The organism is Oricola nitratireducens, from assembly GCF_014904745.1.
In the GTDB taxonomy this organism is placed as follows: Bacteria; Pseudomonadota; Alphaproteobacteria; order Rhizobiales; family Rhizobiaceae; genus Oricola; species Oricola nitratireducens.
Genome location: NZ_JACZCS010000009.1, coordinates 1 through 15427, shown reverse-complemented (window position 1 = coordinate 15427; position 15427 = coordinate 1). Strand labels below are relative to the sequence as shown.

The 15427-nt window shown below is 63.3% G+C and carries 13 protein-coding genes; 9 read left to right on the top strand and 4 right to left on the bottom strand.

What is annotated here, in order from left to right:
- Positions 1-54: 54 nt before the first annotated feature.
- Entirely contained in the window at positions 55-498 is a 444-nt protein-coding gene (locus IG169_RS05890) for a hypothetical protein (protein ID WP_193175250.1), read from the bottom strand.
- 225 nt (positions 499-723) lie between these two features.
- Here IG169_RS05890 and IG169_RS05885 point away from each other — a divergent pair, with 225 nt between their 5' ends.
- Together IG169_RS05885 and IG169_RS05880 are read left to right on the top strand one after the other, a co-directional pair.
- Complete coding sequence (locus IG169_RS05885; protein WP_193175249.1) at positions 724-1488, top strand: hypothetical protein; 765 nt, start codon at positions 724-726, stop codon at positions 1486-1488.
- Positions 1489-1678: 190 nt separating this feature from the next.
- Positions 1679-2062, top strand: a complete 384-nt coding sequence (locus tag IG169_RS05880; RefSeq protein ID WP_193175248.1) for a hypothetical protein — start codon at positions 1679-1681, stop codon at positions 2060-2062.
- 402 nt (positions 2063-2464) lie between these two features.
- Here IG169_RS05880 and IG169_RS05875 read toward each other — a convergent pair whose 3' ends face one another.
- Positions 2465-3097: a GNAT family N-acetyltransferase gene (locus IG169_RS05875; protein ID WP_210325882.1), complete on the bottom strand. Its 633-nt coding sequence runs from the start codon at positions 3095-3097 to the stop codon at positions 2465-2467.
- Positions 3098-3118: 21 nt separating this feature from the next.
- Positions 3119-4402, bottom strand: a complete 1284-nt coding sequence (locus tag IG169_RS05870; RefSeq protein WP_193175247.1) for an MFS transporter — start codon at positions 4400-4402, stop codon at positions 3119-3121.
- Between the two features lie 56 nt (positions 4403-4458).
- On the opposite strand from IG169_RS05870, the gene IG169_RS05865 reads away from it, so the two are divergent.
- Positions 4459-4830 carry a hypothetical protein gene (locus tag IG169_RS05865; RefSeq protein ID WP_193175246.1) on the top strand — a complete coding sequence of 124 codons (372 nt, stop codon included), beginning with the start codon at positions 4459-4461 and terminating at the stop codon, positions 4828-4830.
- Between the two features lie 459 nt (positions 4831-5289).
- Here the strand turns inward: IG169_RS05865 and metH are convergent, their stop codons facing one another.
- Entirely contained in the window at positions 5290-9084 is a 3795-nt protein-coding gene (metH, locus tag IG169_RS05860) for a methionine synthase (RefSeq protein ID WP_343225591.1), read from the bottom strand.
- Positions 9085-9511: 427 nt separating this feature from the next.
- Here metH and rnk point away from each other — a divergent pair, with 427 nt between their 5' ends.
- The 6 genes from rnk to IG169_RS05830 all read left to right on the top strand — a co-directional run bounded on the left by rnk (position 9512) and on the right by IG169_RS05830 (position 15016).
- Entirely contained in the window at positions 9512-9934 is a 423-nt protein-coding gene (gene rnk / locus IG169_RS05855; RefSeq protein WP_193175244.1) for a nucleoside diphosphate kinase regulator, read from the top strand.
- A 140-nt stretch (positions 9935-10074) separates the two neighbouring features.
- Positions 10075-10620 (top strand): GreA/GreB family elongation factor, encoded by a 546-nt coding sequence (locus IG169_RS05850; protein WP_193175243.1) that lies wholly within the window; start codon positions 10075-10077, stop codon positions 10618-10620.
- A 93-nt stretch (positions 10621-10713) separates the two neighbouring features.
- Complete coding sequence (locus IG169_RS05845; protein WP_343225603.1) at positions 10714-12147, top strand: D-amino acid dehydrogenase; 1434 nt, start codon at positions 10714-10716, stop codon at positions 12145-12147.
- Positions 12144-13250, top strand: coding sequence for an alanine racemase (gene alr / locus IG169_RS05840; protein ID WP_193175241.1), 1107 nt, complete (start codon positions 12144-12146; stop codon positions 13248-13250). The genes IG169_RS05845 and alr overlap by 4 nt, the downstream gene beginning before the upstream one ends.
- Before the next feature lie 455 nt (positions 13251-13705).
- Entirely contained in the window at positions 13706-14383 is a 678-nt protein-coding gene (locus tag IG169_RS05835; RefSeq protein WP_428982235.1) for a trimeric intracellular cation channel family protein, read from the top strand.
- 492 nt (positions 14384-14875) lie between these two features.
- Complete coding sequence (locus IG169_RS05830; RefSeq protein WP_193175240.1) at positions 14876-15016, top strand: hypothetical protein; 141 nt, start codon at positions 14876-14878, stop codon at positions 15014-15016.
- The last annotated feature ends 411 nt before the right edge of the window (positions 15017-15427 follow it).

The following is a 15427-nucleotide window of genomic DNA, read 5'->3' as shown; positions in this document are numbered from 1 at the left end:
GGCGCTTCCGATGGCGCATCGCCGTCTCGTTTGCGGTGCTCGTTTTGGGTGAGCCTAGGCGGCCCTTGCCGAGTAGTTCGCCTCGAATATATCGAACACGGATACCCCGAGTGCGGGGTCGCCAAGCTTGCCATGCCGCTCCTCGAACTCCTTCAGGGAGATCGTTGACGCGTTCGTTGAGAGACCGACATGGTTCCAGACATCTTCGAATGTCAGGTATACGCGCTCGATCTTGCGCGTATCGGGATTCCTGCGGGCGAGGCTCGGCGATTTGTTTCGCTCGTAGGTGGCGATGCGGCGGGAAATCTCCAGCGCGTTGCGTTCCGTGATCTCGTTGAATCCGCAAACTACGGAATGACTGACCAGGGCCTCGGTAACCGGATGCCAATCCCAACCTTCCCTCGGGCCATCGCGGCCATCGGGGTCGGTGCTGATCTGATGATAACGCTCTTCACCCAGCCTCTTGATCATCTTGGTAGTGTACCAGCGCAGCGACATGGTGCCTCCTTTCGCTTTCAATAAAGCCCATCCCTACACTCCGCCGACGACTCAATCTTTCAGGCCGTCGTTCGAATTTGAGGCATCCGGGAAACGCATCGTTTGGCCACCCGGATTCCGTCGGGCTTCTCGCTTGCGAAGGCATCGCTTTCACTCGTCGGCGACGGCTCCCGAGGCCAGGCATGGTTGAACGGGTGTCGGGAACACGTTCGTTGGGAGCAGCACATGGGTAAGCAGCGGCGATATCTCGCCAGATGGGCCCTGATCATGGCCGGAGACAAGGGCCCGATCCTCGCAGGATGCGAGCCGGACGGAGCCGAATACCGCACCTCCACGCCTCTGGTCGCGCTCGATCCCGTGTCCGGGACCGCCGTGACGGCTTCCGGCCGTCGGTACCGCCTTCTGGGCGATCCGGACCCGCGTTACGCCCTGGAGGCACTGAACGCCCTGTGGAACACGGACGGGGTGGAGGTGCGCGTTGTCGGCATCGACGAGGCAGTCCGGCTGGTCGCCGGCAACAGTCCGTTCGACCGGTCCGTGGAGGAGCAGGCGGCCATCGACGCATGGAAGCTTCCCAACGTGGCCGGCCAGATCAGGCTGCTCATGCTGCGGCGAGGTCTGGATCTCGAGCGGGCGGCCGAGGCCGTCGGCCTGGAGCCCGACAGGCTGCGGTCGTTGCTGGACGGCTCCGCCGAAGGCTGGACCGCCGGGGAGGCCGACCGCGTGTTCGATGCTCTGGCGGCGAGGGGGACGGCGGACACGGGCCAGGCGCTCGTCAGGGCGGACATCTCGGCGTCGATCCGCAGGCGCGTGCGCGACTTGGGGCTGTCGGTCGAGGCCGCCGCCGGGATCGTCGGGCTGGATATAGGGGCCATGCGCGGCATCGTGGAGCGCGGGGAAACGCGCGGGCTGAGCATCGAGCGGCTGGACAAGGTCATCGAGGCTCTGGACGAGGCGGGCGAGCGATATGGCGGCGGCATGGAAATGTGATCGCTCGCCGGCGGCCGTCACGGCACCCCGTTCCGCCTCCGAACGAGATCGATGAAGGCGGGCGCGAGGCGGTCTGGACATCCGAGGAAATCCGTGCGCCTCCTGTTGTTGCGACGGCATTCAACCCGCCGCTGCGGATCCCCGTTCCCGGTGGGCGGGAACGCGTGCAATTCAGGGAGTTTCAATCCGGATGGGTACCTTCATCGTCAATTTGGCCCCGTGCTATTTCCGTTTTCGGGGCATCGAGATCGTGGAGCATGACGGGATCGTTTCCTTCGTCGTCGAGTTCATGGCCGGAGAATACGCGGCATATTGCTTCGGGATCGAGGAAGGGCCCGTCCGCGTTTTCAATTCCTCCGACGAACAGGAATATCCCTCGACCATTTCCGTCCATTTCACGCCGGGCGGGAAGGCCGAGGAAACAAGGGTCGTCGCCGTCGAATACGATTACGATCACGTTGAAAAATGGGAGGCGAGCCAGCGCTGGTTCGATACCGACCACGACGGGTGGCTCCGTGATTTCTTCGAGCGGTGGGCCGCGCGCCACCGATCGGCACCACGCGCCGCCGCCTAGGACACTGGCGGAGGCCGCAAGGCCCGCTGCTCTCGTTCCCGGATTGGTCCCGGTGCCACCAGTCTCGGCGCGGTCGATGCAGGATTTCAACCGCGCGCGGGATGGGGCCGATGCCGGATGCCGCCGGCGAACGGACTTGTGACCTTCCGCGATCCGAAGCGGGCCGCGCTTCTTCGGAATGCGGCGAGGGAAGGCGTTCGACATTTCCGCTCAGCGACTGACTGCGGAAGGTCAAAAACTTCAACGAGTTGCATACGGTCCGACGGTGGCTTGTCCCGTTTTTGTTGTATAGTGAAAGGGTAGGGGCTTCAGCGGTGCTGGCCGGAGCGGGAGAACTCCGGGCATCCGCCACGGTCGGAGATGCCGCTCCGCTATGGACGTTTCGGTCGGTGGCCATGACGATTACCAGAATGCGGGATCGTTCAGCGCCTCGACGCAGCGCGAGGGGCCCTTCAGCGGTGTCATCTCCCGATCGGTCAGCGACTGGCCGAGCCAGCCTTCGGGGTGTTTCAGTTTGAAGGGCGCTTGAGCGAACGCTTCCGTGATCGGCGCGAAGCCCACCTTCGAATAGTAGCCCGGATCGCCATACGTCACGGCGATATCGATACCGGTCTCACGCAACGCGGCGAGGCCATCGGCGAGGAGCCGTTGTCCGATCCCCTTGCCCTGATGGCCGGTCGCGACGCCGACGGGCGCGAGGACGAACACCGTCCGGTCATCCCGGTCGTAGGTCAGCCGCGAAAAGACGATGCCGCCGACGATCGTCCCGGCCTCCTCGGCGGTGAAGACGAACAGGTCCCGTTCCGCCGTGGTGCCGAGAAGGTCGCCGTGAACAGGTCGACGATCTCCTTTTCCCGCCCCTTGAAAGCTGTCGAGAATTCCATTGCTTCTTTTCCGTTGAACAGTATCGCGGCAGCCGGCCTCTTTGCTCGCCCGTGGCCGTTCCGCGGGTGATCGCCCATTCTTGTCTCGAACGGCCCTGTCCCGGGCTAGGTTCTCCGGGTGGCGCGGCGGCATCCGCGCGGGGCGAGGCATTGCCGTCCTTGGCGGCATCGGTCATGCCCGACCGGCCGCGCGGACCTTTCGCGGCGCGGCCATCCAGATGCTGACGACGGATATGCCGGAGGCGAGAACGCAAAGCCACCAGCCGGGGCGGTAGCCGCCAGAAGCGTCGTCGATGATGCCGAGCGCAAGCACGCCGCCGGCGGCACCGAAATTTCCGAACAGCGAGAGGATCGAGAAGATCTTCGCGAAGTGCCTGCCGGAAAACACCTCGGCGGGAATCGCGCCGTAAATCGATGCCATCCCGTATCCCAGGAGCCCCTGTAGCGCGACCATGACATAGATGAGACGAGAGGATTGCCCGAAATTCACGGTGGCGAGAAGGATCGCGGCAAGCCCGAAACCGCACTGCGCCAGCGTCCAGGCGGTTTCGCGTCCGAACCTGTCCGAAAGGGCACCCAGCGCGATCTGTCCGCCGATGCCGAACAGCGCGACGAGGCCGAGCGCCGACGCCGCCGTCACGGAATCGATGCCTTCGCGCAGGAGGAAGTTCGTCTGGTGAATCTGGATCGCGTACCAGACGAACAGGCCGCAAAAGAACGCGCTGCCGATCCACCAGAAACGGGCCGTCTTCATGGCGCGTCCGAGAGTCCAGTCCGTGGAAACCCATTCCCGGTCGACGATGCCATCCGAAGAGCCGTGGTCATCCGCCTTCGCGGCCCCCGATCCGCCGTCCGGACGAAGCCCCATGTCCTCGGGACGTTTGCGCTGGAAGAGCAGGTTGAGGGGAAGGATCGCGACCAGCGTCAGCAGCGCGATGCCGAGACAGGAGGCGCGCCAGCCGTGCGTGTCGATGGACCACTGCATGAGCGGGAGCAGGGTGACCGCGCCAACGCCGACGCCGGAAAACGCGATGCCGACCGCAAGGCCGCGCCGTCGCACGAACCAGTTGGGCAGGAACATGGAGTGGCCGATGTAGCTCATTGCCATCGACCCCATGACCGCCAGAAGGCCGAGCGACAGGTAGAGGCCGACCGGAGAGCCGATCACGACCGCTCCGGCGTAACCCGAGGCAACCATGACGGCTCCCATCGGAATGGCGATCCTCGGGCCGTAACGGTCCATCACGGCACCCAGCACTGGCACGAACGCGGTCGAGGCGACGAAACCCAGCGAGAACGGCCCCGAGGTCGTCGTGGTCGTCCATCCGAGTTCCTTCGAGATGTGCGGCAGCAGCAGCGAATAGCCGGTCCGCGCGTTGACCGCGACGGCCATGGTGACGAACGATATCGCTACCACTACCCAGCCGTAATAAACGCTTCTGTCCTGAGCATTCATGGATTGCCTCCTCCGGGGATTGCCATATCCGTCGGGAGGCCAGGTGGGAAGACCGGGTGTTTGCATGGCGGGATCGGTCCCGGCCGAAGCAAAACCCCGTTGATGTCCGTGCCGATCTGACCATAACCGACACCGTTAGAAGCTATCTGCAAATTGCTTCCAACGATGATCTCCCCACCTTTCCCTTCCGGGCGGCTTCAATGCCTGCCGATGACATCGTTGCGCAGGCGGTTCGCCGACAGCATCATCATCCTATCGATAACGAACGACAGGGGGCGGCGATGGAGCCGGATACGCGGACGGAACCGGAACTGAGGAGGCTACTGCGGCTCCTCGCGAATCTGGATGACAAGGATCTCGCTTTTCTCGGTCGCCGGATCAGGGCGGCGGAGAACAGGATCGCCGCCGATCGGAGGAGGGGATACTGACGGGTCCACGACCATCGCCGGATGCCATGGTGGCGGAACCGTAATCCCGCCGCGTCCGACGCCGAGCCGAGCGTCGAAACGCGCCTAGGCGTAACTGACGATGCCGTTACGGAGAGCGGCGTGGCGAGCGACGGCGGCGGTCGTGTCGGCCTCGTCTCCGGCGGTGGCGGAGTATCGTGTAAGGCACCCGCGCCAATCCAGAGCAGAGCGGTTTCGACCTGCCATGGTCAATGCATCACGGTTACGGCCCCTTTGCGACGACGGACTCCGCGCCTTCGTGGGGCCTGGTGGCTGCTAACCGGATGCCCATGGCGCGATCGATCGAGATCCAGGACCAGTGGCGCCATTGCGGAATCCCGCCATCGTGCGAGATGGGGCAGGTATGGGTTTGCGGATAACCCGGGAGGGCGCTGCCAATTCCTGGCTCTCAATGGCCGTACGCGCCGCAGATCAATTTGCTCATTCCGCTGCTTCGGCGACGGGTGCCGGAACATAGTTGAGGATCGGCCCCAGCCAACGTTCGATGTCTTGCATTGGCATGTCCTTTCGCGCGGCGTAATCTTCGACCTGGTCTCGTTCGACCTTGGCGACCCCGAAATAATGGCTCTCCGGATGCGCGAAATATAACCCCGACACCGACGAGCCCGGCCACATGGCGAAACTCTCGGTGAGTTGCACGCCGATCCTATCCTCGGCATCGAGCAGGCGAAACAGCGTTGTCTTTTCGGTGTGGTCGGGCTGGGCGGGATAGCCGGGCGCGGGGCGGATGCCGCGATAGCTTTCCGTGATCAGTTCCCCCGGTGAGAGCGCCTCGTCCTTGGCATAGCCCCAGTATTCAGTGCGGACGCGCTCGTGCATGCGCTCGGCGAAAGCCTCGGCGAAACGGTCGGCCAATGCCTTGACCATGATCGAGGAATAGTCGTCGTTTGCGCGCTCGAAGCGTTCCGCGATCGCCGCCTCCTCGATGCCCGCCGTAACGACGAAGCCGCCGAGATAATCCGCCTTTCCGCTGTCGGTCGGCGCGACGAAATCGGCCAGCGCCATGTTCGGCCGGCCGTCGCGCTTCGAAAGCTGTTGGCGCAGGGTGAAGAAGGTCGCCAAATCGTCCTTTCGCTCGTCATCGGCGTAAAGCCGGATATCATCGCCGACGGCATTTGCCGGCCAGAAACCGATCACCGCCTTCGGCGCGAACCATTTCTCATCGATGATCTTCTTCAGCATCGCCCGCGCGTCGTCGAAAAGGGCGCGGGCGGCGGATCCCTGTTTGTCGTCCTCGAGGATCTTTGGATAGCGTCCCTTAAGCTCCCAGGTCTGGAAGAAGGGCGTCCAGTCGATGTAGCGGGCGAGTTCGGCCAGGTCCCAGGTTTCGAAGACACGCGTGCCGAGGAATGACGGACGCGGCGGCTCGTAGGACGGCCAGTCTGTCCTAAACGCGTTTTCGCGGGCACGCGCTAGTGGCAGGCGCCGCTTCTCCGCCTCTGAGCGGGCGTGGGCATCAGCTACCTTGCGATATTCGGCGCGAACGGTATCGACATAGCCGGGCCTTGCTTGCGGCGACAGAAGGCTGGATACGACGCCGACCGCGCGGCTGGCGTCATTGACATGGACGGCTTGGCCGCGCGCGTAACGCGGATGGACCTTTACCGCCGTGTGCACGCGGTTCGTTGTCGCGCCGCCGATCAGCAGCGGGATGTCAAAGCCCTCGCGTTCCAGTTCCGAGGCGACGTGGACCATCTCGTCGAGGGACGGCGTGATCAGTCCCGACAATCCGATGATGTCGACTTTCTCCTCGCGCGCGACCTCGAGAATCTTCTCGCACGGCACCATCACGCCGAGATCGATGATCTCGTAGTTGTTGCAGGCGAGCACGACGCCGACGATGTTCTTGCCGATGTCATGAACGTCGCCCTTGACGGTCGCCATCAGGATCTTGCCGGTGCTGCTCCTGTCGCCGCCGCCGTTGAGGCGCTTCTCTTCCTCAATGTAGGGGAGCAGGTGGGCGACGGCCTGTTTCATCACGCGAGCGGATTTCACGACCTGCGGCAGGAACATCTTGCCCGAGCCGAACAGATCGCCGACCACATTCATGCCCGCCATCAGCGGGCCCTCGATAACCTCGAGCGGCTTGGCGGCGGCCAGCCGGGCCTCCTCGACGTCGGCGTCGATATGGTCGGTGATGCCGTTGACCAGGGCGTGCGAGAGCCGCTTCTCGACCGGCCATTCGCGCCAGCCCAGGTCTTTCTCGCGCGCCTCGCGCCCGCCCGTCCCCCTGTAGCGCTCGGCGAGGTCGAGCAGCCGCTCGGTCGCGGTACCGTCGCCCTTCGGCTCGCGGTTGAGCACCACGTCCTCGCAGGCCTCGCGCAGTTCCTCGTCGATCGTCTCGTAGACGGCGAGCTGACCGGCATTGACGATGCCCATGTCCATACCGGCCTGGATCGCGTGGTAGAGGAACACCGCATGCATTGCTTCGCGAACGGGTTCGTTGCCGCGGAAGGAGAACGACAGGTTAGACACGCCGCCCGAGACGTGGACACCGGGCATGGTCTGCGTTATCTCGCGCGCGGCTTCGATGAAGGCGCGGCCGTAATCATCATGCTCCTCGATGCCGGTGGCGACTGCGAAGATATTGGGGTCGAAGATGATATCCTCCGGCGCCATGCCGGCCTTTTCCGTCAGGAGCTCGTAGGCGCGGCGGGAGATCTCGACCTTGCGTTCCTTCGTATCGGCCTGGCCCTTCTCGTCGAAGGCCATGACGACGACGGCGGCGCCATAGGCTCGGCAAAGTTTCGCTTGCTTCAGGAACGCGTCTTCGCCCTCCTTCATGGAGATGGAGTTGATGACCGGCTTGCCTTGGACGCATTTCAGGCCAGACTCGATGATCTCCCATTTTGAGGAATCGATCATCACCGGCACGCGGGCGATGTCGGGTTCGGCGGCGACGAGGTTGAGGAAATCGATCATCGCTTTTTGCGAATCGATCAGTCCCTCGTCCATGTTGATGTCGATGATCTGGGCACCGTTTTCGACCTGATCGCGCGCTACGTCGAGCGCGGTCGCGAAGTCACCGGCGGTGATCAGCTTGCGGAACTTCGCCGAGCCGGTGACGTTTGTGCGCTCGCCTACATTGACGAAAGGGATGTCCTCGGTAAGCGTGAAGGGCTCGAGGCCCGACAGTCGCATCAAAGGCTTCACCTCGGGAATCGGGCGCGGCGGGTATTTGGCGACGGCAGCGGCGATAGCGGTGATGTGTTCGGGCGTCGAGCCGCAGCAGCCGCCGACGATGTTGACCAGCCCTTCACGCGCAAAGCCATCGATTTGGGCCGCCATCGCTTCGGGGCTTTCGTCATATTCGCCCATCTCGTTGGGCAGGCCGGCGTTGGGATAGGCGCAGACCAGCGTGTCGGCGACGGCGGCCAACTCCGTGAGGTGCGGCCGCATGGCGTTGGCGCCGAGCGCGCAGTTGAGCCCGATCGTCAGTGGCCTCGCATGACGTACCGAATGCCAGAAGGCTGTCGGCGTCTGGCCCGACAGAGTCCGGCCGGACAGGTCGGTGATCGTGCCGGAGATCATGATCGGCACTTCGATGCCCTTTTCATCGAAGATCTCGAAACAGGCGAAGATCGCCGCCTTGGCGTTGAGTGTATCGAAGATGGTCTCGATCAGGATCAGATCCGAGCCGCCGTCGATGAGGCCGCGCAGTTGTTCGCCATAGGCATGGCGCAGATCGTCGAAGGTGACCGCCCGGTATCCCGGATTGTTGACGTCGGGCGAGATGGATGCCGTGCGGTTGGTCGGACCGAGGGCGCCGGCTACGAAGCGCGTCTTGCCGTCCTGCTTCTCGGCGCGAAGCGCGGCGCGGCGGGCGAGCCGGGCGCCGTCGCGGTTCAGCTCGTAGACCATCCCCTCCATGCCGTAGTCGGCTTGCGCGATGCGCGTCGAGGAGAAGGTGTTGGTTTCGAGGATGTCCGCGCCGGCCATCGCGTATTGATAATGGATCTCTTCGATCGCGTCCGGCTGAGTCAGGATAAGGAGGTCGTTGTTGCCCTGCTGATGGCAGGCACAACCGCCGAAGCGTTCGCCGCGGAAATGATCCTCGCCGAAACCAAGCCCCTGGATCTGGGTGCCCATGGCGCCGTCGAGGACGAGAATTCGCTCTCGCGCGGCTTTCCGAAGCTCATAGCGCGAGTCCGGTCTTTTCGATGTTTCCAACGGACCGAACAGCGCGTCCACGGAGACGTGCGAATGTGACTTCACCAATTTGCACCTCATGTTGACGGTTTTTCGTCACATAAAGATATGTTTATGTCAACATGCGCTTGGTGAGGCATCTGAGCACTGAAGGCGTGGCCGGTGAAATGATCGGTAGAAGCCCGCCTCAAATCTATCGTTCATTTCGACCGACCGCGTCATTTCCGCTTATTCGATCTTGCGTCTTGACTTTACGTCGAGATTTTCCCACCTCTGGTGACATGTTCATTTCCAGCCGCCTCACCGAAATCATGAACAGGGTCTGCCCGATCGCGGGAATCTGACCCCCGGCCGGTCGCGTCGCGCCCCGGTCGAGGGGTAGGCGGATAGGCGAGACCGCCCAAGTCGGCCCAATCCGCACAGCGACCATTTCACGACATTGATGGATCCGGCATCGCGCAATACGCGAACGCCTTATTTCGAGGAGGTCGACATGGCCCCCGTTGCCGCGAGAATTCGCAAACCAACCATTACCCTCGGTCGGACGGACCACGACAAGCTGACGCGTCTCGCGGAAACCGTTCAGGCGGGCAACGCCGAAGTCGTCGATGTGCTGTTTTCCGAACTCGACCGCGCGGGCATCGTTCCCGATGCGCGCCTGGCTGAGGACGTCATACGCATGGGCTCGCATGTGCGATATGCAACGGAGACGGGAGAGGTTCGCGAAGTGACCCTGGTGTATCCGGGGCGGGCCGACATCTCCGCCGGCAGGATATCCATCCTCACGCCGATCGGCGCGGCCCTGATCGGCCTGTCCAGCGGACAGTCCATGGACTGGCGCGCGCGGGACGGACGCGTTCACCGCCTCGTGGTGCAAAGCGTGGGCGTGTCGGAACCGGGCGGACAAGGGCAATGACCTTGCCATCGCGTCTCGCGCTTTTCGGAGGCTGCCTGCTCGCAGGATCGTAACCCCTGCGCCTCCGTCCGGCGGCCAGGGGACCCCATCACATTCGTAGTTCACGACCGTGCCCGACAAGGGCCCGCTGGAGATTCACGATGCGACACGATACCTGCATTCTCACCACCAAGGACTTTGCGATGCTTGAGGCATTGCATGACCGCTGTTCCGCGACATCCGGAAAGTGGCGCGCGCTTCTGTACCGCAAGTTGGATACCGCCAATATCCTATTCCGCGATGACGTTCCGCCGAACGTCGCGACGCTCAACAGTCGGATCTGCTTTCGGGTCGACCACGGCGATGCCGACACCCGCGTCTTGTCCCATGACCGGATGACCTTGCCCGTCGGCCTTCTGCTGCCGTTGACGAGCCTGCGGGGCCTCGCGCTTTTCGGATTGCGGGAGGGGCAGGCGATCAGCATCGGCGATGACGAAGGCAAAACAGAGCACATCCTACTCGAGAGGGTCCTCTATCAGCCCGAAGCGGCGCGCATGGAACGGGAAGAGGCATCGCGCGCCTCCTTGCCCGCTTCCCGGCGCGCCGCGTTTCGAGTGGTCTCGGGCGGACTGGATGTCTCGCCATCGTTCGATCGTCCAAGGCCCTTCTCCGGCGGTTCCGGAGATCCGGGGCCGTCGGCGGCGTGAGGCGGGGCGCAATCATGTTCACGGTACCCTCTTATCCATCGGCGAAGCGGCGCCGCTCGTCTCGTCCGGTGAAATCTTCGCCGCGATCGTCCCATTCCTTGCGGCCGTCGCGCCTGGAGACCGGCCATTGCCAAATGCCGATATCCGCCGTCACGCGGATGGCTGTCCGGGCGCGGTCGCCGCGCGCGGCTGCCCCGAGATCGCATTCGGGAAAATCACGACAACAACGGGCGCAATCATGAGCGCGGCCAATTTCAGGAGCTTCATCGCATGAAGGTAGCGGTTCTGGGGGGCGGGGTGATCGGTGTCACCACCGCGTACTATCTCGTCATGGCCGGCCACGAAGTCGAGTTGTTCGACCGTCGGGCCGATGTCGCCGAGGAAACGAGTTTCGCCAATGCCGGACAGGTGTCGCCCGGTTATTCGTCTCCATGGGCGGGACCGGGCATTCCGCTCAAGGCCTTGAAATGGCTCGCCATGCGCCACGGTCCCCTGTCGATCCGACCGACGCTGGATATCAAGATGTGGCGCTGGATGCTTGAAATGCTCCGCAACTGCACGGCCGACCGGTACGCGCTCAACAAGTCCCGGATGGTGCCGCTGGCGGAATACAGCCGTGATTGCCTGCGACAACTGCGGCGGAAGACCGGCATCGAATACGACCAGAAAAACCAGGGAACGCTCCAGCTCTTCAGGACCCGGCGGCAACTCGATGGCGTCGCCAGGGACGTGGAGGTTCTGCAAAGGCTCGGAGTTCCCCACCAGGTCCTGAGCGAGAAGGAATGCCTGCTGACCGAGCCCGGACTTTCCGCGTCCACCGTGCCGCTGGCGGGAGGCTTGAGGCTTCCCGACGACGAAACGGGCGATTGCCGGATGTTTACCAGGGAACTCGCCGAACTGGCGGGGCGCGAGGGTGTCCGGTTCCGCCTGAACAGCGAGGTGACGGGCATAGCCACCGATGGCCACAAGGTCTCCGGTGTTGTTCACGGCGGCATCATACGCATGTTCGATGCCTGCGTCGTCGCGCTCGGTTCCTGGAGCCCCGCGCTCCTGGCGCCGCTGGGCATCATGATTCCCGTCTATCCCGTGAAGGGGTACTCGCTGACGATCCCGGTCGCCGATCCCGAATTCGCGCCGGTTTCCACCGTCATGGACGAAACCTACAAGACGGCGATCACTCGGCTGGGCGGCAGGATCCGCGTGGGGGGAACCGCCGAACTCGCCGGGTTCGACCAGCGGCTCAGATCCGGAAGAAGGGCGGCGCTGGAACATTCCTTTGGGCAGCTGTTTCCGGCGGGTGGCGACATGCGCGCCGCGATGTTCTGGACCGGTCTTCGACCGATGACGCCGGACGGACCTCCGCTGGTCGGTCCGACGGGTATCGACGGGCTCTACCTCAACACCGGACACGGCACGCTGGGCTGGACCATGGCCTGCGGGTCGGCAAGCGCTCTCGCCGATCTCGTCTCCGGACGTGAACCCTTGATCGACATGCGGTCGCTTTCCATCAGGCGGTACAGGACATGAACGGACAGGCGCGGTCCGGCGCGGTCCTGTCGGTCGACCTCGACGCGCTCGCCGCGAATTACCGGACGTTGTCGACGATGGCCGGCCCGGGCCGATGCGCCGCCGTGGTCAAGGCGGATGCGTACGGACTCGGAGCGGGTCCCGTCGCGCGCCGCCTGACGGAGGAGGGTTGCGACACCTTCTTCGTGGCGACACTCGGCGAGGGACTGGCGCTGCGCGCGATGCTCGCCGACGATGTCGGTATATTCGTATTGAACGGGATCCCGCCGGGCGCGGAAACGGAGGCCGTCAAGGCAAATCTGGTGCCCGTTGTGAATACCATGGGAGCGATCGAGCGCTGGCGTCGCGAGGCGCGTCGGCAAGGCGCTCCGCTGGACGCGGCGGTCCAGGTCGATTCCGGAATGACCCGGCTGGGCTTGTCGAAGGAGGATGTCCTGACGATCGCGGGGAATCCGGATCTGCTGTCCGGCATTCGCCCCGTCTTGTTCATGAGTCACCTGGCCTGCGCGGACGAGCCGTCAAGCCCGGCGAATATGGCGCAGTTGAAGGCGTTTCGCGGCTTGCGGTCTCTCTTCCCGCAAATCCCGGCATCCCTTGCCAACTCGTCCGGGATATTCCTCGGTCGGGAGTACGGATTTAATCTCGCAAGGCCGGGAGCGGCGCTCTACGGCATCAATCCGGTTCCCGGGGCCGACAATCCGATGCGGCCCGTGGTCTCGTTGAAGGCGCGGGTGTTGCAGGTGAGGGAGGTTGGCGAGGGTGTCTCCGTCGGATACGGCCATCGTTACCGCGCGACGCGGGACCGGAGGCTGGCGGTGATCTCGATCGGCTACGCGGATGGCTGGATGCGTCATGTCGATCTGGGGGCGATTCACGGCAAGAAATGCCTGCCGCTCGCGGGGCGGGTATCCATGGACAGCATCACCGTCGATGCGAGTGGCATCCCGCCGGATCGTTTGCGTGAAGGTGACCAGTTGGATCTGATCAACGGTCGGCAAACGGTGGATGCGGTCGCTGCCGCCGCCGGTACGATCGGTTACGAAGTCCTTTGCGGGCTGGGGCAGCGGATTGCACGCGAGTATGTGCATTCGCACGGGAATTAGGTGGAGACCGCGGGTGCGGAGCCGCTGCGTGATCTTGGGCACCGGGTTGGTGGAGACAAGACCGCTGCCAACCCGAAGCCGCTAGGCCATGACCACCAGCGGGGAAGCCCATTTCACGTTTTCATAGAGGTAGATTACATTTTGTTTCCGGGAGCGTTTTGGAGAGATTTTCCGCTTGAAGGAAAGAAGCATCAGGGTGGCCGCTCCGGTGCTTCGGGCCGTAGGTGGGACAGCGGTGGATGAGCGTGGCTCGGGTTGTGGGTCGAAGCTCCGCAATACTTCCCTTAGCATCCGTGACGGGGTTGCTGCGAAGTGAAGACCTCGTTCAACCGGTGTCGGTAGATGGCAAGACTGTAAATTGGCCTTCGATGGGCGGCTACGTCATGCTGCTTCGCATGTGAGCCCCCTCTGTCATTGGCCGTCGCAATACTGTTCCCACTGGGGAGGATTGAAGATTGGAAAACTGGCTCGACTTCGGCGGCCTACGGCAGTTGTTGACAACCATGGATCTTCTCTCGGCCATCGTGTTCGCGATAACCGGCGCTCTCGTCGCGTCGCGAAAACAGATGGACGTGATCGGCTTCATGTGGCTGTCCGTGGTGACCGGTGTCGGCGGGGGCACGGTGCGCGACCTGCTGCTGGGCGTTCCCGTCTTCTGGATCGAGAGGCCGAGCATCGTGATCGCCTGCCTCGCGACGGCGGCGGTGCTGCATTTCACGTCGCACCTGTTCCAGTCGCGCTACACGCTCATCCTCTGGTTCGACGCGTTCGGCATGGCGCTGGTCACGATCGCCGGAACCGCGAAAGGCCTCGACATCGGCACGGCTCCGGTGATCGCCGTCGTCATGGGGGTGATTACGGCATCCGTCGGCGGCATCATCCGCGATATTCTCGGCCATGAGCCTTCGATCATCCTGCGCCGCGAAATCTACGTCACGGCATCCGTTTTCGGAGCATGCGTCTATGTTCTGACGGTCAATCTCGATGCCGGGCGCGTTCCCGCCGCCGCCGCCGGTCTGGCCGCGGCCTTTTTCGCGCGGGTGCTCGCGATCAGTTTCGGCTGGTCGATGCCGACGTTTCGGCCGCGTCCCGGGCGGGATCCCGTCGACACCGACAAGGACAATGATGACTGAGCGGCAAGGCGGAATTCCGTCTCCGACGCGGCGACCGACGTGGCATGTGGTGGGTGATATTATCCACCATTCGATGTAATCTGGATGCTGTGCCTCCCAGTTCGTCAAACGGATGCGTTCGAAATTTGCGAGCGACAGAAGGCCGTCTGAAGCCATGGTTTCCAACGGCTTCGCCAGAGCGTGGATGCTGTTTGTCCCGTCTGCGTTGTATAGTGAGAAGATCGGTTCATTAGATCGCGGCATGGCGGCTTCGGACGCATGATGCCGCCCCAATTGCGATCTAGTTATGGCCGCTCAAGGTGGTGGCCATAACCGCTACTGTCAGTTCGGAATTTAACTGTAGCTGCCACCGTTGGAGGCAATTTGCGAATGCCTCCAACGGCGGTCTCCCGTCTTATACCTTCCGGTCCGTTTCAATGCCTGCCGATGACATGATTTCGTCGACAGTATCATCATCCTATTAACAACGACCGATAAGGCGCGGCGATGGAGTTGGATACGCTGACGGAACCGGAATTGAGGAGGCTCCAGCGGCTCCTCGCGAACCTGGGTGACGCGAATCTCGCTTTTCTCGGCCGCCGGATCAGGGTGGCCGAGAACAAGGTCGCCGCCGATCGGAGGAGGGCCGATTGACGGGGCCGCGTCCTCCCATGCCGAGCCGAACATCGAAACGCGCCGACGCGTAACTGATAACGCCGTTACGAGGAGGGCATTGACAGGCGACGGCGGCGATCGCATCGGCATGCCCCCGTCGCTGGAGTCAATGCCCCGCGGTAATCGCCCATCGCCATGGAGCCATCGGTTGCCAGGCGTTTGGGCCAATTTCGCGGATCACGCGCGAAGGCGGTCAGGGGTTGTGACTGGCCGCGATGGTGGCGAAGGAGGGAGCTGGGAAGGTTTCATCTTTTTCCCCGCGTCAGTTAGACTAGCAGGCATTCGTTTCACGGCGGCTTTGCGCCCCATGCACGAACCCGCTTCGCGGGAGAGTCGCGGGTGGCGAGATAGCGTCATAATTATTGGCTTCGGCCAAGACAGGCCTGATCC